The sequence below is a fragment of the Pseudomonas sp. IT-P74 genome, from assembly GCF_949768175.1.
Lineage (GTDB): Bacteria > Pseudomonadota > Gammaproteobacteria > Pseudomonadales > Pseudomonadaceae > Aquipseudomonas.
On record NZ_CATKQD010000033.1, the window covers coordinates 356,051 to 375,453 of the forward strand.

Annotated in this window: 17 protein-coding genes; 5 read left to right on the plus strand and 12 right to left on the minus strand. The window is 51.6% G+C overall.

Annotated elements, in window-relative coordinates:
• Nucleotides 1-48: 48 nt before the first annotated feature.
• From ACM6J5_RS18050 to ACM6J5_RS18060, 3 genes are read left to right on the plus strand one after another with little or no spacing between them, the layout of a single operon-like run.
• Nucleotides 49-3,267, plus strand: coding sequence for a response regulator (locus ACM6J5_RS18050; RefSeq protein WP_414929070.1), 3,219 nt, complete (start codon nt 49-51; stop codon nt 3,265-3,267).
• Nucleotides 3,268-3,305: 38 nt separating this feature from the next.
• Nucleotides 3,306-3,953 (plus strand): response regulator, encoded by a 648-nt coding sequence (locus ACM6J5_RS18055; RefSeq protein ID WP_127929393.1) that lies wholly within the window; start codon nt 3,306-3,308, stop codon nt 3,951-3,953.
• Between the two features lie 54 nt (nt 3,954-4,007).
• Nucleotides 4,008-4,262 carry a hypothetical protein gene (locus tag ACM6J5_RS18060; protein WP_154946631.1) on the plus strand — a complete coding sequence of 85 codons (255 nt, stop codon included), beginning with the start codon at nt 4,008-4,010 and terminating at the stop codon, nt 4,260-4,262.
• On the opposite strand, the gene ACM6J5_RS18065 is transcribed toward ACM6J5_RS18060, so the two are convergent.
• The 6 genes from ACM6J5_RS18065 to ACM6J5_RS18090 form a co-directional block, all read right to left on the minus strand.
• Nucleotides 4,253-5,515: a cbb3-type cytochrome c oxidase subunit II gene (locus ACM6J5_RS18065; RefSeq protein WP_414929071.1), complete on the minus strand. Its 1,263-nt coding sequence runs from the start codon at nt 5,513-5,515 to the stop codon at nt 4,253-4,255. The genes ACM6J5_RS18060 and ACM6J5_RS18065 overlap by 10 nt on opposite strands.
• A gap of 3 nt (nt 5,516-5,518) precedes the next feature.
• Nucleotides 5,519-6,967, minus strand: coding sequence for a cbb3-type cytochrome c oxidase subunit I (locus ACM6J5_RS18070; protein ID WP_414929072.1), 1,449 nt, complete (start codon nt 6,965-6,967; stop codon nt 5,519-5,521).
• Complete coding sequence (locus tag ACM6J5_RS18075) at nt 6,964-7,455, minus strand: c-type cytochrome (protein ID WP_414929073.1); 492 nt, start codon at nt 7,453-7,455, stop codon at nt 6,964-6,966. Before ACM6J5_RS18075 ends, ACM6J5_RS18070 begins: the two co-directional genes overlap by 4 nt.
• Nucleotides 7,452-7,793 carry a hypothetical protein gene (locus ACM6J5_RS18080; protein ID WP_074877428.1) on the minus strand — a complete coding sequence of 114 codons (342 nt, stop codon included), beginning with the start codon at nt 7,791-7,793 and terminating at the stop codon, nt 7,452-7,454. The genes ACM6J5_RS18075 and ACM6J5_RS18080 overlap by 4 nt, the downstream gene beginning before the upstream one ends.
• Nucleotide 7,794: 1 nt before the next feature.
• Entirely contained in the window at nt 7,795-9,021 is a 1,227-nt protein-coding gene (locus tag ACM6J5_RS18085; RefSeq protein ID WP_414929074.1) for a molybdopterin-dependent oxidoreductase, read from the minus strand.
• Nucleotides 9,022-9,682: 661 nt separating this feature from the next.
• Nucleotides 9,683-10,207: a hypothetical protein gene (locus tag ACM6J5_RS18090; protein ID WP_414929075.1), complete on the minus strand. Its 525-nt coding sequence runs from the start codon at nt 10,205-10,207 to the stop codon at nt 9,683-9,685.
• 446 nt (nt 10,208-10,653) lie between these two features.
• Between ACM6J5_RS18090 and ACM6J5_RS18095 the strand changes: the two genes are divergently transcribed.
• Nucleotides 10,654-10,839: a hypothetical protein gene (locus ACM6J5_RS18095; protein WP_127929398.1), complete on the plus strand. Its 186-nt coding sequence runs from the start codon at nt 10,654-10,656 to the stop codon at nt 10,837-10,839.
• Nucleotides 10,840-11,433: 594 nt separating this feature from the next.
• On the opposite strand, the gene ACM6J5_RS18100 is transcribed toward ACM6J5_RS18095, so the two are convergent.
• On the minus strand, nt 11,434-12,834 hold the full coding sequence (locus ACM6J5_RS18100) for a DEAD/DEAH box helicase (RefSeq protein WP_414929076.1): 1,401 nt from the start codon (nt 12,832-12,834) through the stop codon (nt 11,434-11,436).
• A complete protein-coding gene (locus ACM6J5_RS18105) occupies nt 12,831-13,418 on the minus strand; it encodes a hypothetical protein (RefSeq protein ID WP_414929077.1) in 588 nt (195 codons plus the stop codon). Before ACM6J5_RS18105 ends, ACM6J5_RS18100 begins: the two co-directional genes overlap by 4 nt.
• Before the next feature lie 101 nt (nt 13,419-13,519).
• On the opposite strand from ACM6J5_RS18105, the gene ACM6J5_RS18110 reads away from it, so the two are divergent.
• The gene (locus tag ACM6J5_RS18110; protein WP_127929401.1) at nt 13,520-13,726 is read left to right on the plus strand and encodes a helix-turn-helix domain-containing protein; all 207 of its coding nucleotides are present in this window, start codon (nt 13,520-13,522) and stop codon (nt 13,724-13,726) included.
• Nucleotides 13,727-13,797: 71 nt separating this feature from the next.
• On the opposite strand, the gene ACM6J5_RS18115 is transcribed toward ACM6J5_RS18110, so the two are convergent.
• Genes ACM6J5_RS18115 through ACM6J5_RS18130 form a run of 4 tightly spaced genes read right to left on the minus strand, consistent with a single transcriptional unit; the run spans nt 13,798 to nt 19,240 of the window.
• Nucleotides 13,798-14,217: a hypothetical protein gene (locus ACM6J5_RS18115; protein ID WP_414929078.1), complete on the minus strand. Its 420-nt coding sequence runs from the start codon at nt 14,215-14,217 to the stop codon at nt 13,798-13,800.
• 1 nt (nt 14,218) lies between these two features.
• A complete protein-coding gene (locus ACM6J5_RS18120; RefSeq protein ID WP_414929079.1) occupies nt 14,219-16,540 on the minus strand; it encodes a hypothetical protein in 2,322 nt (773 codons plus the stop codon).
• Nucleotides 16,503-18,155, minus strand: a complete 1,653-nt coding sequence (locus tag ACM6J5_RS18125; RefSeq protein WP_414929080.1) for a hypothetical protein — start codon at nt 18,153-18,155, stop codon at nt 16,503-16,505. Before ACM6J5_RS18125 ends, ACM6J5_RS18120 begins: the two co-directional genes overlap by 38 nt.
• The gene (locus tag ACM6J5_RS18130) at nt 18,152-19,240 is read right to left on the minus strand and encodes a site-specific integrase (RefSeq protein ID WP_238704353.1); all 1,089 of its coding nucleotides are present in this window, start codon (nt 19,238-19,240) and stop codon (nt 18,152-18,154) included. The genes ACM6J5_RS18125 and ACM6J5_RS18130 overlap by 4 nt, the downstream gene beginning before the upstream one ends.
• Nucleotides 19,241-19,403: the final 163 nt, after the last annotated feature.

A 19,403-nucleotide genomic window follows, 5' to 3' on the forward strand; every position in this document is an offset into this window, starting at 1 on the left:
GGTAGCGGTGTCCAAGGCTTATACAAGCGTCTCCAACAGGCTGGTCCAATGACTCATCCCAATGTGCGATTGCACAAACTGGCCAGTAGCTCGCTGCGCATGAATAAAGGTGTCGTGGTGCTGTGCGGTCTGGCATCAGTGTTGGTTGGTCTCAGCGTCTGGGGCCTGAATCGTATGGTCGCCGAACAGCGTGATGCGGTGCGTTATCACTTCGCACGACTGATGGAGAACATTGGCGAACAAGACACTTTCCTCAGCGCTATCGCCAAGCAAAGTGCCAAGGGACTCACGCTGAATACGCAGCGGATGAGCATGTCTGTGCAAGAACCTATGCCCGAGCAAGGCAGCGGGATTTACCGGGCTCAAGAGCTGTCTTTTTCCCTGCCCTTCAGCGTCAAGATCAACCCGGCAGCGATTGAAACGGCTGAGCGCGCCAAGGTGTTCGCGTTGGGCGCGCACCTAGCCAGTTACTACAGCGCATTCTGGTCGGCCTCGCACTATCAGTCGCCCCAGGTGTTTCTATTCAACGTCCCGGACAACTTTGATATCGCCGTGCCCGCCGCCGGGCAATTACGCGGCGCCAGGCAGATCCAGGGGGTCAGCTTCCAGCAAGTACTGACGCACGTATTGCAGCGTCTGCAGGAGAAGAATCCGCAACCATTGGACAGCCGGGTTCACTGGGTTCGCTATGGTGCTGAAGTGGATAAAGACGTCGCTCCGAGGGTACTGGCTTACATCAATGTCGACCTGCCGGCAAGCCAACTGGACATTGGCGGTGCCAGTCCGTGGGTAGTCGTGGCATCGCTGTTGAACCTGAGCCAGATCAACGATATCGAGCGCATCATGAAATGGTCGATCTACGACCGCTTCAGTCTCACCGCGCCCAACGGCAATCTGTTGGTCGGCACCGAGCCGCCCGACCGGACGTTGAGCGAAGGGCTGAATGTTCGCCTCGACGGTCTGGTGTTCAAGATTTCCAATGAAGGCCCGCAACGCTGGACAGCGGTTTACGTAGTCGGCTTCAAGAGCTTTATCGATTACGCGTGGTGGCCACTGCTCGGCGTTTTGACGTTAATGATTGCCACCATTGGTGGTGGCCGGGCCTTCAACCGGTGGTACAAAACCCGCGTGGTGCTCCCCGCGCATCAAGCGCATCAGAGCATTGCCGAAAGCGAGGCATTCAGCCGCGCAGTCATCGACGCTGCGCCCACCGGGCTGTGTGTGGTGCATTGCAGTGATCATCAAGTATTGCTGGAAAACCAGCATATTCAAGAGTGGCATCAAAGCGACCGACTGATCGCGGTCCTCAACCAGAAGCGCCCGCTGACCAGCCCCGGGCAGACCGACCTCGAAATCGATGGGCGCCATCTGCACGCGGGGGTGGTAGGCGCTCGCTACCATGGCGAGGATGTCTGGATCTGCGCATTCCATGACGTGACCCGGCATATAAATGATGCCGCGGCACTGGAGCAGGCATTGCGTGCGGCCGATTCGGCGAACGAGGCGAAAACGCGCTTTCTGGCGACCATGAGTCATGAAATCCGCACGCCGTTGTACGGCGTTCTAGGCACGCTCGAACTGTTGGGCCTGACCGATCTCAAGCCGCGTCAACAGGAATACTTGCGCACCATTCATCGTTCGTCGGCCACCCTGTTTCAGCTGATCAGCGACGTACTCGATGTATCGAAAATCGAATCCGGGCAGATGACCATTGAAGCTCAGGACTTCTGCCCGCTGGAGCTTACCGAAGATACTTTGCGCGCCTACAGTGCGTGCGCCGAGGCCAAAGGCCTGCAGCTTTATGCCTGCATTGATTCGTCGGTCCCGGACCGGGTGCAAGGCGATCCGCTGCGCATCCGGCAGATTCTCAATAATCTGCTGAGCAATGCGATCAAGTTCACCGACAACGGCCGCGTGGTATTGCGACTACGGCTGCTGGATCAAAACACCGGTGGCGCCAACCTGCAATGGCAGGTCAGCGACTCCGGAATCGGCATTTCCCAAGCGCAGCAAACGCAGCTGTTCGACCCGTTCTATCAAGTGCGCGATACGTCCAGCGAAGCCGGCGCCGGCCTCGGCCTGGCGATCTGCTGGTGGCTGTGTGAACTGATGGCCGGAAAATTGAAAGTGGTCAGCGAACCCGGACTGGGCAGTAGTTTCTCTCTGCATTTGCATGTCGCTTGCGCAGAAGGCCAACTGAGCGACTGCCCTGAGTTCGCCCCTGATGCGCCGCCGATTTACGTACAGGCACCGGCGCCCGAACTGGCACAGCATGTCTGCAACTGGTTCAACCGACTGGGCCAAGAAACCCGCATCCTCGGGCCGGACGCGAAACACTTGCCCGGCTCTTCAGCGCTGCTGCTCGATGTGCTGCCGTCCTCGCAACCTGCCTGGGCCGGCCCGCGCGTCATCGCCACGACCGCGGGGGCAAACCCGGCGGAATACACCGCCGAAGGTTGGTCGGTCGATGCGCATGACATCCGGGCGATGGCTTGGGCGGTCAGTTTCGCGCAACAAGGTGCGGGTAAACGAAGCCGAACGGCGCTCACGGAGCAGGTCCGACGCCTGGATCTGAACATTCTGATTGCCGAAGACAACCCGATCAATCGGGCGATCATCAAAGAGCAACTGGAGGCGCTGGGCTGCACAGTGGTCGCCACGGCCGACGGCGAACAAGCGCTGCACCAATGGCTGCCAGGCTTGTTCGACATGGTGCTGACCGACGTCAACATGCCCGTCATGAATGGCTATGAACTGGCCAGGGCACTGCGCAGGAACGATGCTGATTTGCCGATCATCGGCGTCACAGCCAATGCCTTGCGCGATGAAGGCGAACATTGTGCGGCGGTGGGCATGAACGCTTGGCTCGTCAAGCCGTTGAACCTGCACATGCTGCGCACGCAATTGCTCAAACATTGCAAAGTCGCCGATCCATTGCTTGCCGTTGATCCCGACCAGCGTGCACCTGATGTTCCTCGCCCTGATCAGCCGCAGTTTTCGCCGAAAATGCGTGCGTTGTTCTTCAGCACCATGCAACAGGACATTGACAAGGTCACCGCCTCACTTCAAGACAACGACGCGGCTGCACTTGGTCGTCATCTGCACAGCATGGCCGGAGCTTTGGGCGCCGTGCGGGCCGACAGTTTGGCGGACGCTTGTGTCAGCCTCGAGAGTCGCCTGGATGGTCGGCCTCTTACTCCGGCTTTGGCCACCGAGATCGGCGCTATGCTGGGGCGACTGGAAGCAATGCTCGACGCGCTGGCGTAATCAGTATGCATTCAACAATAAGTCAGGGAAAGCCGAACATGGCAAAACTCAACGTCGTGATCGCCGATGATCACCCCATCGTGTTATTGGGTGTACGTGAGCTGATAGAGCGCGATGACCGCTATCGCGTCGTGGGTGAGGCTGTGTGCTCGAACGAACTGATCGAGCTGCTCAAGCGTGAATCCGTCGATCTTGTGATCACCGACTTCAACATGCCCGCTGATTCACCTTACGGAGATGGCCTGAAGCTGGTGGAATACCTGCTCAGGCATTTTGCCGATGTGAAAGTCCTGGTACTGACCATGATCTCCAGCCCGTTGATCCTGACGCGACTACATGAATTGGGCGTCGTCGGGGTCATTCAGAAAAGCCAGCTGCATGAGGAGATTCAATTGGCATTGATGGCCGTGGCGCAAGGTCGCTCGTTCAACAGCGCCAAGCCGGCGCCGACGTGCGTAAAGGAGCCCAATGTAGCGCTGGATGAAAGGATCTCTCGGCTGTCGCCCAAGGAGTTCGAAATCTTGCGCATGTTTGTCGCCGGGCAGAGCGTAACCACGATTGCCCGCAACCTTTCCCGTAGTGCAAAAACCATCAGCACGCAAAAGATTGCGGCCATGCGCAAGCTGGAGGTTTCCAGTGATCAGGATCTGCTAACGTATTGCCTGGAAAGTAACGTGTTTAACTAAGGCTGATCTGTCAGCCGAATTCTATCGAAAAAAAAAGCGTTCACCTGGATAAGCGTGAACGCCGACATCGGACTATCAGATCGCAATCAATCTATTCAAACAGTCGCTTTCTTCGCAGCGCTTTCGCAACCGAGTAAGGCGACGTCACGCCGTTGCGCCCGTTCGTACGTCTGCTCTCGCTTGAGCATCTGGTATTTGGACCCCTCCGACCAATTCCTCATTGCCTTGCTGGACAGCCAGGCGATTGTGCAGGCAAAGACGATCAACGTCATGGTGATGACCATAAAAGCGAACATGGGTTATTCCTGAGCAGAAGGTTGATAAAGAGAACGCAAGTAACGCACCAGACTGTGGCGTTGTTGATCGGTCAAGACTTCCTCCCACGGTGGCATGGCGGTGCCGGGGATGCCGTTGCGCAGGACCATTTCCAGATAGTCAGGGTTGCCTTGCTTGAGCTGAAAGTTAGCCGGGCGCGGAGCCAGGCTGCGAGCTGCCGGGCCATCGCCCTGCCCAGTTGCGCCGTGACAGCTGCTGCAGTTTTTCTCGAAGAGTGCGGTGGTCTGCACAGTGCTTTCGCCGGTAGCGGTCTCTGGCAAAGCTTGCAAGGTGTGCAGGCTCTGAACGTACACCGTCAACGCGGCGAGCGTTGAGTTGTCGAGATCGCGCCACGCCGGCATGGAACTGCCATAGCGACCATTCCACAGTGCATCTGCTATGCGCCCCGAGGTGAAGCTGGCGGCGCGCAAATCTGCCGGTCGCGGAAGAAGCGATGCGGCTCCTGGTCCGTCACCGGCCCCCGTCGCACCGTGACACGCCGTACAATTTTGCTCAAAGGCAGTTTTCCCGGCGGCCAGAGCGACTGAGTAATCTTCCGGATTGTCTGGCAGAGAGAATTGCGGCACCGCTGCGTCTAGCCGTGCTTGTGCCGAGATCGCCTGGCGCCGCGCCGCGAGCGTGGATGTGTCCATGCTGTCGGCATGTCCCGCGGCCATTGGCGAAGGCGCTGGCGCTGTTTCATCGTCGTAACCGGAGACAATCCGTGGCCGCCCCAACGCTTGTAGATAAGCCACCAGACTCACCGCATCGGCTGTGGGTTTTGCAGCATCGCCGTCAAACAACCATGGATACCCCGGCATCACCGAGTCGCCTACGACGAAGCGCGGGTTGAACAAGTGGGTAAGCTGCCAATCGTTACTGCGCACACCCGACTCGCGCGCCAGATCCGGGCCGATGCGCCGCGTACCCCACAGCTGCGGATAATCAAAACGGGTTTCCCAGGCCTGCGTTGGCGCGCCCCAACGGGCAACGTCTTCAGCAACAAAACGGACCTGTTGAGTATGGCAATAACCGCAACCCTCACGGCCATATATAGTTCTACCCCGCTCTTCCTGTGCCGTGTAATCGGCCATGTCAGCGGGTGCGCGCGCGTTAATTTCCTTTTGCAGTTCCTGACCGGGCAAGATCCCCAGCAAGTAGAACGACAACGCAAAAAAACCAATGCCGGCAACAAAAATGATCAGGTAAACGCTGTTGAAAACACGGTGTCTATTAGCCGTTTTCATGGATCAGGCTCCTGCCATTGCACTGTGGAAGCGAGGGGCTGCGACGTTGCACGAAGCCGATCGCGGCCCCGTGGTCAGCCCGAAGAAAAACAATACAAAACCTGCCAGCAGCGGTACTGCCGATATGTCTCGCAGCCACCAGTAGGCAAGTGATGCGCGAACCGAATCCATCCACGGCGCGGGGCTCGCCCAAAGGTGCGCCTGTACCAGCCCTCCGGCCGTCAACGTGAAGAACATCAGCAACAGGCCAACGGTAATCAGCCAGAAGGCCCAGTTCATGGCGGCGTCGTTGTAGCGCGCGTGCGGTATCCGCTGCCACGCATGGGCAATGCCGCCGGCAGCGATGAAGGTGGCGAAACCGAGCATCGCAAGATGCGAGTGGCCGATGACCCAATCCGAGAAATGCGTCAATCGATTGATTGGCATCAAAGCCTGGAATGCGCCTTGCAGGCTGACCAGCAGGTAGAAAATGATGCCGGTCCAAACGAACCGCAACGGCACCTCACTGGCGACTTTCGTCGCCTGCCCACGCAGCGACATCAACAGATTGAATACCACAAGGATTACGTCCATCCCCAGGTACACCGAGGCAATGATCGCCGCCTTCTGCGCATCCATCGGCACTGCCGAATAGACGTAATGGTGGGTGCCATTCAAGGGATAGAAGAAAAACAGAAACCAGAATCCGATCATCGACAGAAAATGGCTGTAGATCGGCCGCTGGGTGGTCGCCGGGATAATGTAATAGGCAATCGCCAACACGAATGGCGTGACAAACAGCCCGACCGCATCGTGAATCCACAGTCCGCTGAAGGCAGCTCCCTGCGCCCCCGGTATAAAAGCCGGGACGAAGTTGCCGACTGGATAGGCCAGCAAACTGAAGACTGCGCCGCCCACCAGGTACCAAACGGAAATATACACCCCCCCGGACTGACGCTTGAGCACAAAAGGTCCGGTGAACTGCACGCAGATCAGCAGCAAGCCGAGCACCGCGAGCAGATCGATGAGCATCGGGAACTCTGCCCATTCCAGCGACTGCACCGCGAGCCACTGGTTATCCAGGCCTAGCGAAATCAATGCCCATCCCGGCAAGAGCACACCGAAGTTCCAGAGCAGGAAAATCCCCCAGCCGAGCTTGCGGCTGTAAACCGGACGATCAGCCAGACGAGGCACCATGTGGTAGCAGAACGCGAAAAACGCGTTACCCAACCAGCCGAAGAAGATGCCTTGGGTGTGATCGAATCGCAGTCTGCCCCAAGATAATGCCGCGTGGTTACCCAGCAACTCCGGCAGGGTCAGTTTGAGCGCGACCAGCAGGCCGGCTATGGCGGACAGAAATAGCGTGATGACCGCCGCGTAACTGTGCGCCTTGATCAGGTCGTAGTCGGTGCGCGGTAGATATTCCAGCTGTCGTTGAGCAATTCCGGCCGATGCCGAATCAAGGCTTCTCATTTAATTTCTTCTCGTGCATGACTCAATATCCAGGCGGCCACGCCCAGTTGTGCATCGGGTGTCAAAGCAATGGCTAAAGGTCCCGGGGTATATCCGTCCCATCCCGGACGCGGGTGCCCAATGGCGGTATTCATCAGCGCCAAGGCATCGGCACCCATGGGATCTGCGCCAACATGTTGCTGGTAGCGCGCCACAATCGCTTGCCAGGACGGCCCTTCCAGACGTTGCTGCGCGTCATGGCAACCGGCACAACGCTGGCGAACCACCACTTTGCCGGTTTGGATCAGGGCAGACGCTCGGCCCGGGTCAAACGTCGTCCCTTGGGGCACGCCGGGCAAGTTGTCGCCACGCGGGCTAATGGTCGAACTCGCGGGCATGCGCACCACGCTCCAGGCAATAACGGTACCCAGACTCAACACGCCGACCAGCATGACCAGCGCCGCGCGTGAGATGCTCGAATGTCTGGCGTTTGTTTCAACATCACTCATGGCGCGGGCTTACCTTGCAGGAACATCAGGTAATCGAGGATCGGCTCAACCGCCGCATCGGGAATCGGCGCGCCGTATTCGTCGCGCATCTTCGCCACTTCGGCCGCCCAGGTTTTGCGGGGGTAGGTAGGCTGAATGACGACGTAGCGTGGCGAATGACAAATCACGCATTGCTGAAGAAATTCTGCACGTCCCGGCCCGTCCAGCAGGTACGGCTCGTTGTGCGGCACGGTGATGCTGTGTACCGCCTGGCCGAAATTCACATCCGGCGACTCTTGCGCGTGGAGCGTCGGACTGAGTGCGCATGCCAATAGGCACGGCAGATAATGGCGGGCCATGTCAGACCACCATTCCGCTGGTGCTCTCGATCATGCGACGCGCAAAGCCGCCACGATTCCACTGCGAGACCGGTTGCCCCTCGCCTGCGCGATTGGTCGCGCGAACTAGAAAGGTGTAACGCCCCTTCTCGCGTGGCGTCCAAAGGTAACGCCAGCGTCGCCAGGAAAAGCGCCCGATCTCAGGATCCAGTAGTGCGTCGACCCAAGTGCGGCCGTTGTCCAACGACACCTCGACGCGGGCTATGCCGTCGCCGCCGTCATTGGCCAATCCTTCGAGCATCATCGGATGATTGAGCAACAACTGCTCTTCTGGCTCGGGACGCACGAAAATCGAATGGGTAGCAAAGCGATTGATCGGAACGGTTTTCTTCGCCAGATTTCCCGGTTCTTCGTTGATTTCCGGGTTATCAGGAATGCGGTAGGCCACGTCCATCCAGATATTGCTCAAAGGCTTTTCGAGCACCTCGATGTGTGCCAGCGATTTGATCCAGTACGTCGCGTACCAGCCCGGCACCACTAGGCGTAGCGGGAAGCCGTTGAGCATAGGTAACGGCTCACCATTCATGGCGTAAGCGATCATCACGTCACCATCGACGGCATGATCGAACTTCAACGATTTGACTACTTTGGGCAGCCCTGGCATGGGCGACTCGTCCAGCCCGGAAAACGCCACTTCCACTGCCCCGGATCTGACCCCAGCAAGCGCCAGCACATCTTTGAGCCGTACGCCTGTCCATTGCGCATTACCCATCGCGCCGAATTGCCATTGGCTGCCAGGCGGTTGCGGACTGAACAAACTACGTGCGTTACCGGAGCATTGATTCATCGCCACCAACGTGACCGGATCGAAACCCTTGACCAGTTCTTCGAGAGTGAACGATTGCGGTTTGTCGACAAGGCCGTCGAGACGTAAACGGAAGGTTCGCGTATCTACTTCAGTCGGGTAACCAGACAAGTGCCAGCGCACAAAATGTGCCGAATTTGGCGTCAGATCCTGACGAAAGAAATGCAGCGGGGTTTCCAGTTGCGGCGGTCGATCGGTGATCAGAATCATCCCGGTCTTTTCCGGGTAGCGCACCTGTTCCCTCGATGCAGTCTGGCCTGCAATGGCCGAGTCCGGCGAGCCCGAAAGCGCCTGCCTGGGCAGAAGGCCAACCAAACCGGCTCCGGTTGCAAGTCCGAGCAAGCGCCTGCGGTTGATTTTCAAAAAAGTGTCGTCTGTATTCATGTTTACTCACTGTGGCCGGCAGAGTGCCCACAGGGGGGTTCGCATTTAAAATAAAATAGCGCTTACCATTAAAACGGAACCTTCCCTCCACTAAATAGTTTAAGTTGACACTCCGGCCAGCCACCATCAGACGATTCTGAAATAACTTCACACATGAGAAACAACATCAAACGCAACTTTTATCTTGTTTCGCGCTCACCCCGCTACGCCGATCAATAAGATTCGTCCATCCCCATCCCCGTCCCTCTTTACATTTTAACTCGTGCATCACGACACAACTTACTTCGATCATGGATACATAAATAAATGCTTTCGAAGCATTGTTGACACTTTCGACGGCGACTCGTTAGCAGCACATCGCTAATATCTAAGGGTACTCATTATTTCCTCGACCACCGGCTTCGTGTATTTCTCACTGGGGGTCATTCTCCGGTGGGTCGTTACTGCGGAACCATTCACCTTGATCGAATGCCTGGTAAAGCGAGAAAGCGGGCTGAGGCATGTCGTTAGTCATGCCTACTTCAACCACGGCTCTGCAGTGCAACGCCGAACCTTTCGCAAATAGGGACAAGATTATTCAGCGTTAACCTCTGCTTCCGCTTTCACCGACAGCTCATTGAGTTCGATCTTCAGTAACACCATGATCATGAGCTTCATCCGGTTACCGATAAATTTGCGTGACGTGCTCATCGTTGAGTTCTGCTCGCACGTCGCCCCAGCTTTTGCCGCTGTCCAATCCAAGGACGTTTTTCACCTTACCGACGAACATTAGGTTCCGCTCTCGAATGCTTGCAACAGACCAGGCAGGCCGATGCGCTTCAGTAATATCCTTACAACACGCTGTAAACGAATACCCGCTACCGCAACCGCATTCGGCTTCACCATCAATGAAATCCGAGGGCGGCGATTTCTTCAGATACTCATTACTGCCTGAAGTACGCCCGTACGGGTCCTGGTAGAGGGTCGAGCCATCCTCGTAACCAACGAACATTTCCCCGCCGAAATGCCAAAGCTCGTCAGCTGGCGGGAGAAGCACTTCCCCAATCTGGCCCCAATCACCGCGTATTCTCGTTCCGGGTAGAGCCAATCCTCTACAGGCGCCGCCACATGTTTGCAGGCGCGAGATTTTAGAAGGTAATTGATTGCCAGCACTTGGTCTCGGGACAGTGCCCTGGAACGGATCCATGCATCCGTTCGAGCCAAGCTTTTTCCGAAGTTGCGGGCATTCTGTCTCTCGGCTAACAGGTCGACACCCTCTGTCTGCTTCGCGTAATCGAGGTGGCTAAGGATTAGGCAATGCTCGGCATCTAGAGGGAAAATCGTTTGCGTCCCGTTCCATTGCACGGACGGTTCATTTGGGTAGCGACACGTCGGCACCTCTGGAGGGCAGGCCGCATTGTAGAGGGTGACAGGATTGTCAGTAATGATGAATTTAACGTCCGACTTTTTCGCGGAGACGATCTCACGACCCCCTTCACTCCAGATGGTCAAGTTCAGTGTCAATAGGTGCTGCATTTCTCTCATTAGCCCGGACTGATCAAGCTACGAGTAGTGCGCGTTGATCCAATCTAGACCCTTTGGTGTGCGTAACTTCTGTGCCCCGAGGTACTTGAAAAAAGGCGTAAACGCTTCATGAACTTCCTCTGGCTGACCACCGGCCGGTTGACGAATCGCAACAGCCCCAAAATTGTCGATTTCTCCAAAAATCAAGCGCTCTATTTCATCATTGGGCTGTCAGCCAGGCTAGGTAGTGTAGAGATCAGTTTTTTTGAAGCTGCTCTTGGGGACACGATTTTCCTTCCGATAGATGGTGGGTGACAGGTCAAGATAGAAAAACTGGGCACCAGCCGCAGGAAGGAAACGCTTCTGGTACCAGATTGGTACGTAGTGGTTTTCGTGGGTCTGTAGGTCCATTGATAGAGGTTTCCAGAGGCTAGGGTTGATACATGACCAGCTTCACATCGTCAGGTGGGCGCTAAACATCACGGCGCCTTACGGGCTGCCTCCTTTAAAATGAATGATAACTATCGACGATAGCTAGCCCCCATACTCCCATCCACGGTTGAACACTCACGCATGTATTTTCCCTGTGCTTCGCAGCCATCGGACTCTGAGTTATCTCCGACGATCGATATCCCATTCAGAAATCGACTCGCGCGGGCTGAACGCCTTTCAAGCAATTGACGTGCTTCTTGATTGATTTTGATGGCCATCAACGCTTTGATGAATTGCACTTTCTTACGTCTGTTTTTCTGTTTTCGCACAAAGAGGTTTCTCGCATTGGCACCAACGCAGTGCTGCCACTACCAAAATTAACTTTGGGGAACCGGCATTTTGTGTCCGCTGGGTCGGTGAACTGTGAAGCCGAAGCTGAACCTTTCCAACCACAGTCATGCTAATGAGTTCATGCTCTCAATACACGCTCAGAAGCTGAGTTCGGTAGTGCTGTGAAAAGTTGAGTTCATACAATGCAGGCTCAGATGAGCCGAGAATCGAAATTGCGTGATCGCTCCCCATTCGGGAAAAGGCTCCGCCCATTGAACCTCCTAAAATGGAGATCTCAATGCCGCTAGGATCTTCTGGATGGTCGTTAATCTGGTCGTCGCACTCAAACTGCGAAGCTCGTACGACACTCAATACGGCATGATCATCGGGCAAATCATCGGCCAAACGCTCCGAGTACTGCTGGAGCGCTGGTTCCGCGAGAACATATAGCCAAGCTTTTCCATCCGCATCACTTGAGCGCCTGAGAATTCTGCCCAAGACCTGGCGATAGTGCAGTTCGGTACGTATACGACTTAGATGACAGCAAACCTGCAGCCTCGGTATGTCCGTCCCCTCGCTGATCATGCCAACCGCAATAATCCAAGTGCAGCCACCATGTCGAAAATCATTGATGACCTGCTGCGCGTTTGGCGTCTTATTGGTCACGACCTGACAAACCTCCCCCTGAGCACGCATAAGGTCAGCTATGCGGTGAGCGTGCTCAATGTTTGTCGCAACCACCAGCCCCCCGGCTTCCGGATGTCGTTCACGGATTTCGCGAAGCTTTGTGCACCCTAAAAACAGAATCTGCCGCAGGATATCGTCATGAAAAAGCAGATCTTCATAAGACACGGGTGACTCAGAAAGTAGCCTGGCAATACTCGGATACGTCGTGACGGTGCCTTCTGTGGATAGCGTTTCAGTTAATCTCACCATGTTGTTATCCAATACGACGATACGCGGTGACCGACATACGCCGTCAGCGATTGCCTCCTGCAGGCCATATCGGTAATCACAGATCAGCACCCCGTCTGGTTGAGAATATCGAGCAAGCGCTATTGCCTTCTGGTCAGACCTCCAGGGTGTCCCCGAGAGCGCAAGAGTGAAGGTGGCGCGATCTTGAATCCTTTGCACAATCTGCTGACCCCATGCATTGCTTAACAGCAAGTCATGGCCGGCGCAGTGATGGATTTCATCGAAAACTGCGAACACCCTATAGTCGTCGAACAGCTTCCAGAACGCTGCGTCTCGATATTCCATCCCTTGATACGTGCAAACAGCTCCGACGGCACCTATCAATCCATCCAGGCGCTTCCCTAGAGCGGCGGAGAATGTTCTCTGAAATCCATCCATTGTTTGCCGTGACGGAGCAAAGCAGAGAATCAGATCTATCTTATCTTGCTGAAGCAATTGCCTGGCCAACTCCGCTGCCATTTTCGTCTTGCCAGCACCGGGAGTTGCTTGGCAAAAAAAATGAGGTTGCTGGGTGAAGTGCTGCATAGCCAACGTAATGCAGTCGTGCTGCCATACCCTGAGAGTGGAGTTCATGTGGCAGAAATCGCCTTAAGCGTATTCTCGATTGCACGAACGTGACCAAGTAGCTTTGAACTCCTGTCACGGACTTCTAGATATACCCCTTCAAGACGCCCCTTCAGATGTGGGATCTCCTCAAACAACTGCTTGTAGCGCTCGGTCTCGCCCAAGGATGAGAGCAGATCAAGCCGGGTCTCCTTCAGCATCACTTGAAGGCGGGCTTGGTCGTCTTGCTCTTCCCTTGGGTTAGACGAAGGGCATGGTCTTTCTCTTCCCTCATCTGCGAGAACATCCAGCGAATCGACGCTCTTGGAGAAGTTCCCATCTACCAGTACGAGCTGCAGCCGTTGCGGCATATCCAACAAACGAAACACTTGCCCCCGCTTCTGGCGCTGCTCTGCCGTCTCCGCCCAGCCAACGCGAACTAGCCTACGGATTTGTTCATAAACATAGACGCGCACATCCGCGAGCCGAAAGCTTGAGGGAGGAAGGAGAGCTGCATACGCGTCTCTCAACTGGCGGGTCGTGAATTCCTCAGAAAAATGCTCGCAAAGCAGAGAATGGAGCTGCCTGTCGAATTCGAATAAATCTTGTTTCATGCAGGCGCCTCAATGATCTTTAACAAAAATACGGATTATAGTCCGTGGCCGATTCGTCCGCAAACGCTCGATAGTCTTTCCTCATGTGTGTCGAGGCGGCTATGGGGAATCTGGCGAAAGAATTGGGGAAAAAGATCAGGCAAGCGAGAAAAGCAAAAGGTCTATCGCAAGACGTCTTCGCTCTGATTTGCCAAGTTGACCGAAGCTACATGGGCCGAATTGAGCGGGGCGAAGTCAATATTACGGTCGAAAAGTTATACCAAATTGCCGAAAGCCTGGAATGTGGCCCAGCAGACCTATTACCTTAGAAAATATTTAAAAGATCATATTAGACAACACAACACTTAACCGCTGCATAAAACTGAATCACCCTGGTTGTCTAGGACTTCTTAAACACTTGTATTTCCTCAGGCCTCTTCTTAACTAAAGCATAGAGATCTAGATTTGGAATATCATTCGCGTTCAAAAGCATTCTTTCAATCATTCGTAATTGCTCCGCATTATTTTTTTTCAGCACCTCAACCTCAGCCTTTAAGTGCTCTATCTGTTTATCCAACTTCACATCAGAAGCCGTAATTTTTGTATAGAGCGAAGGTGATACACCTCGAAGTTGCGCTTTTTTGTTTTTGTACGATGTACTTATACCCACATAAGTGCATAGAGTTTGTCTTGTAGTTTTTATTGCGAGTTCAAGCTCAACCTTTGTCACTAGCGCATCCCAAGTAAGCTTACCTTTCCACTTGATCAGCATAATCTCTATCTTACGTTGCGCCAGGGCAGATATTTTTGGTTCCACCACGTCATACCTCCTTATCGGACAGTCCGAAAGACGAAAAAAGAGAGCGTAGCTGAGGATTGGTATCTGCCGTAGCGTTCATACCTTCATCTTCAATCAAACTTTTCAGGCGTGCCTCAAAATTTGGGAGGGCACACGCAACCCTTTTTATGGCCATCGTATCTAAATCGATCAATTTGAATTCAGAGTCTTTGTTCGAGTAACAAATTGTCGTACCTGCGGAACAACTTCTCATCAAATCAATCAACATTGAAAGGACATGAACATTTCGAGAATGTATAACATACCATTTTCTCATTGCTTGAGATGAGGATAGACGAAGATCCTCTGCCACGGACTCTAGCCTCACAACTTGAAACGATAGATCTTTCTCAAACAACTCTATAGCATTTACATCGCCGGCAATGTGACAAGTCTCTGGACATAGAAAGCACTGGGAGACGAAATCATTCAAATAATTGCATGGAGTCACATTTAGATTTTGAGTACAAAGCCCCGTGGAAGTAAGCGACGCCGGTAGGTTTGTAGCTTTAGTAAGCTGCTCTTGAGAGACCACCCTAATATAACGATTGTCGATATCGGGCGGATTCATTATCGCACTCACCCGGCCTGCCTTCTCGTCGTCGCCCGTATGGATATAAGTATGAGTTTGCTCAGAATTTTTTCTACCAGACCAAGCAGTTATTATTTCTACCGGGATACGACTTAAATCCGCAAGGGTATTGGATAAGTGTCGCAAACTATGCGGGGACAGCGTTAAATCTGAGGAAAACCCGTAACTTTGAAAAATTGACCTTATGTTTCGATTAAGGCCAATTCGAGATGACACCGAGCTCCCTAGAGATGCGAGAGGTACTACTGAATACTTCGACTTTTGAAATATTTTTCCACCGGTGCCTCCTTTCGATGATTTCCCATAAAGCCAGCTTCCCAAGCAGCAAAACATTGCATTTTTTATATTGATACTTGACTCGCCGCTAGAAAATGAAAGTGGAAACTCTGGAAGAATATTTTCCTTGTAAAAAGAAACCCACCAATTTTGAACCTCTCCTACTGTGACAGTGATTTTATCGATAAATACCCTAGGCATATTAGAGTATCCGAATAATAGCGGTAGCGCGGACAAAGAGGCAGAATCAGTATATGATACAGATAACCGATCATTAGGTCGCAAAGACCAAATTTGTTTCATTTCAAAGCACTGACTTCTTTTAGTCCGGTTAATGGAAGTCAGATCAACACCTTCTTTCAGCACCGGAACGCATTGATTAATTCCATAAAACCCTAACGCATAACCCAACGTGAAAAGATTGGGTTGCTGGGTCAAAGACAAATTGTGCTTTAGTTCTGGCGCAACTTCGAACTCTCCGAGCAGTCGGCTCAAGCTTTGGTTAGGCTTTTCGTAATACCTACATAACACTCTTGCCGGTTCACATGCCTTAAAAAAGTAATTCGTAGCTTTCGTGATTGGTTCAGCTAGCGCCGAAAGCACATGATTTTTATTGTTCCTATATCCTTTGCTTCCAATCCAATCGAGATAGTAGACTGGTACCCCATCTCCTTCGGAGTGGCAGTTAAGCTTTTGTTTAGGAAGGAGTGGTATTTCCGCAGAAGTGCGATTAGGTGACGCCAGAGATAAGGTGGTAAACGTAACAACCAAGGCATCATGCATTTTAATGCTCTCACCAGGGAGAAGCGATCCACATTCACCCACATGTTCAAACACACATGAGAATATATTGCCCAGAGCGAGAACTGTGGTGATATCCGGTAATTTCTCCAACACGTGATCTAAAGAAGCATGCCCAGTTCTATCTCTATTATCACTTCCCTTTAAGTCAATTTTTCGCATTACTCCCTTCTTAGTGCAAAAATCAAAAAACGGGCGTAGACGGTCGGCAGCTCTTATTCCTAAATTAAGTTCTCGAATTGTAGACTCTGATTGGGTATAGAGATCCCCCTCCATAAATGACAATAGCTTTCTAGCTGCGGACGTTTGAGCTTTTTTTTCGCTGGCAGATAAATGCGTATTTGCCACTTCGATTATCCACACTTTTATCAGATGACTATAGGGGTAAGGAAGCGCATCTGTGGGTAGGTTACCGGCGTTACCCTTTCCCTTACGCCCATGTACTCCGCAAAGATACCTAGTTCGGCGTCCGGTATTAGGGTCAATGTGGTACCAAATCAGATCATCAAATATTGCATTACCACCAGGCCCTTCAAATTGTTTTAGTTCGGTGTCACGATATGAATCGATTAACGACTCTAATCGATCAAAGTACTTGTTAATCTTCAATTGCGCTCTGCCTTGGAAGGTTTTCATCGCAAACGGCTATTGTCAGTTTAACCCAAGCAATTTGTCGCTCCAATTTTTCAATGCTTCGGGCGTGAAGAGGATTGATTAAGGAACTGAGATTTACCGCAAGCTTATTCTCCGCGAGCTCTAACACCGACCTGTGATCAGCCTCAAGTATTGGGCGAAAATTTGGGCACCCATAGCACCCCAATGGTCTCCCCATTATTGTTGAGCAAGTAGTACATGAACGCTTGTTTCTAGGGTTGCCAATAGGATTGAATTGATTGTCAAATATAGTTTCGTCATCTGCCGAACCTACCGTTACATTACTGCTGAATGCCTTCTTCAGAAACTCATTGCCGATATATTTGGAGTCAATTTCCCGCCTGGATTTGTAGTCCAAGTCTATATAGTGCCTTGCAGCTGGCACAGTAACACCGGTTATTTTTGCCAACTGAGCAGCGGACAAACCATCTTGAGCGCCACGAGTTAATACGGTATGACGAATCCTATTGGAAGTGACCATGCAATCTGCAGTTCGATCAGAGGTTACCGATACCCATCTCATTGCGTTCGTCACAGCCCCCTCCGAAACGTGGTAGGCCGTAGAACGTGATGTGAAAAGACTTTTCAAAAAATCGATAGACTTAAAACGTATTTCAAAAAGGCTAGTATGAGGAAACATAGGCATATCAGTCATTAAATTCAATAGCTCGGACTTGTCGACTTTGACTTCCAATGACTGCATTAACATCACGAGCCCTTCCAACATTACTCTCTTATATTCTATAAGCATTTTTGAAAGATCATCAGAAACATAGATAGGATAGCGCTCGGGACACTCCCTCGAGAAGCTCATTCCTGTAGACTTTGCAATGAATACTCTTAACTGCAATGCTTGTCCGCCCATAGCACCAATTTCATCCGCAGCACGAATCCCTGCATCATTAAAACTTGCACCTAAGGGAATCAAGTCGGACCATTTCAAAAGAGCAATTTGAATCGGCCTCCGTACAATCGAAAGCAATAATTTGTTAGTCACTAAATTTCTAAGGCGACCATAGAGCCTTGATGACTGATAAAAGAGAAGTTCTCGATCATCGCCCCATTTAAACTCTTGAAGGCCAAGATTAATTTCCTTAGCCAACGAATCAAACTCACTATCACTTAACGCCCCACTGGAAGAATCGAGTGCATTTACACGCAGTTTATCCAAGTGCGTGGAAGTAAACGAATGAAATCCCTTAAACCTCTTATAGCCTTGTTTGGAGAGTGTTCCAAAAAATTGATTAAGCCCTTTCTTTTGGTTTGTTTTAAGCCCACTCCAAAGTGCCTTTATTCTGTCTAACGAAGGAATTCCACCTGACATAAATGGCTTCACATTAGTATTTATGCCGGACGCTGTGCTGGCAGCCTTGGTTCGGACGTAATATACAAAAACATCCAAAATCAAATTTTTTTCATCATCTGGCATACCCGATGAGTGCACCCATCCTACGTAAAGGTTATGTCCTTTTCCATTATTTGGGAGTATTACCCATACGTCATCTGCTGTATTTACCACCAGGCCAGATTTAGCCGTAACCAAACAAGCTTTTTGTTTGCTAGCTTTTGCTCCTTCCTGTTTTTTGTATCGAATCATTTTTTTTGATCTACTTTATGCTGGTGTGCTAGTGATAACTCCCTCGCTTTCAATGCAAGTCGCTTGTCATTATAAACATTATTCATGGTTGTATTTTGCGACCAACCCATAGCATATTTTCTAATATCCTCAAGAAGAACTGGATTGATGCCACGCCGCTCTCCCTTTTCATCGAATATTTCATTCCACTTGTGACGCAACATATGAGGATGCACACGAACCCCCAATGCTGTAGAAATTTTCTGAAAGATTGAATTGATTGATTTCAGAGAAAGCGGTTGACCCGCGGTACCTTTTGAATCATTTTCGCTGATAAGCAAAAAGTCATGATATTTAGCGCGAGGAAATATTGTACGAATGTGATTAATATAAAACTCAACTTCATGCATTACATTTTTTTCAACCGTAGCCAAGTGCGCTTTTGTTTTTTGATTGGGTTTTTCAGCGCGTGGATCTGTTGAATCGTTTCCAGACCTATAGATAGATATCTGATCGTAAGTACCATAGAAATTGAAATCTGAAATTTTTAACTTTCCCAACGCGCCTCTTCTGATGCCGCTTTGTACTAGCAAATTGACGATCAGATAATTTCTGACCCTTGATGCTTTGAATGGATTATTAGGAGAAGAAGGCATTATCAATTCGAGCAACTTCAGGAAAATCTCATCCGGAAGGACCGACTCCTCAGCACCACTTACTTGTTGGCTTCCATTTCTTCGAAGCCCTTCTTCATCCAGTTTAATTTTAGTAATCAGCTTAGCAAATTGTTCGCTTATTACTTCGTCAACCTCATGCACTTCGTGAAACTGTTCAAATAGCCAGTCAAGAAAACACCTAAGACGCCTGACGCGACCTTGCAAAGTCTCGCTAGATACCTTTGCCATACCTTTCTGATTGGCGACTATGATATTTCTCAGGTGCTTATCATTTACTCTAAAGTGCTTCACATTTGAAGCTGCATCAAATGCGCCTTTGTGCAAACAACAACTATCATAAAACTGCATATACTCTTTCAGCGAAATAAACTTTCCCGATGCAACCCGTGCTGGCAAGTCGATATTCTTTTCTGAAAAGTACTGCAGCACGAACAACAGTTCATTTGCGTATCTAAATCTCGTATTAGCCGACTTAGAAGACAACGGACCATTGAGATAACACGAAACATATGGATCGATAGGGCAATCCGCGTCATCCACTAGGGTCACGAATGGCAACGAGTTGAATTGGTATCGCCTGAGCTTCATGATT

Excerpts from the sequence above, each read along its gene's own strand:
- ACM6J5_RS18125 (WP_414929080.1), bottom strand. The coding sequence starts at position 18,155 with ATGATTCGATACAAAAAACAGGAAGGAGCAAAAGCTAGCAAACAAAAA.
- ACM6J5_RS18090 (WP_414929075.1), bottom strand. The coding sequence starts at position 10,207 with ATGGATCCGTTCCAGGGCACTGTCCCGAGACCAAGTGCTGGCAATCAA.
- ACM6J5_RS18070 (WP_414929072.1), bottom strand. The coding sequence starts at position 6,967 with ATGAGAAGCCTTGATTCGGCATCGGCCGGAATTGCTCAACGACAGCTG.
- ACM6J5_RS18075 (WP_414929073.1), bottom strand. The coding sequence starts at position 7,455 with ATGAGTGATGTTGAAACAAACGCCAGACATTCGAGCATCTCACGCGCG.
- ACM6J5_RS18080 (WP_074877428.1), bottom strand. The coding sequence starts at position 7,793 with ATGGCCCGCCATTATCTGCCGTGCCTATTGGCATGCGCACTCAGTCCG.
- ACM6J5_RS18100 (WP_414929076.1), bottom strand. The coding sequence starts at position 12,834 with ATGAACTCCACTCTCAGGGTATGGCAGCACGACTGCATTACGTTGGCT.
- ACM6J5_RS18110 (WP_127929401.1), top strand. The coding sequence starts at position 13,520 with ATGGGGAATCTGGCGAAAGAATTGGGGAAAAAGATCAGGCAAGCGAGA.
- ACM6J5_RS18105 (WP_414929077.1), bottom strand. The coding sequence starts at position 13,418 with ATGAAACAAGATTTATTCGAATTCGACAGGCAGCTCCATTCTCTGCTT.
- ACM6J5_RS18095 (WP_127929398.1), top strand. The coding sequence starts at position 10,654 with ATGAACTTCCTCTGGCTGACCACCGGCCGGTTGACGAATCGCAACAGC.
- ACM6J5_RS18065 (WP_414929071.1), bottom strand. The coding sequence starts at position 5,515 with ATGAAAACGGCTAATAGACACCGTGTTTTCAACAGCGTTTACCTGATC.
- ACM6J5_RS18050 (WP_414929070.1), top strand. The coding sequence starts at position 49 with ATGACTCATCCCAATGTGCGATTGCACAAACTGGCCAGTAGCTCGCTG.
- ACM6J5_RS18055 (WP_127929393.1), top strand. The coding sequence starts at position 3,306 with ATGGCAAAACTCAACGTCGTGATCGCCGATGATCACCCCATCGTGTTA.
- ACM6J5_RS18120 (WP_414929079.1), bottom strand. The coding sequence starts at position 16,540 with ATGAAAACCTTCCAAGGCAGAGCGCAATTGAAGATTAACAAGTACTTT.
- ACM6J5_RS18085 (WP_414929074.1), bottom strand. The coding sequence starts at position 9,021 with ATGAATACAGACGACACTTTTTTGAAAATCAACCGCAGGCGCTTGCTC.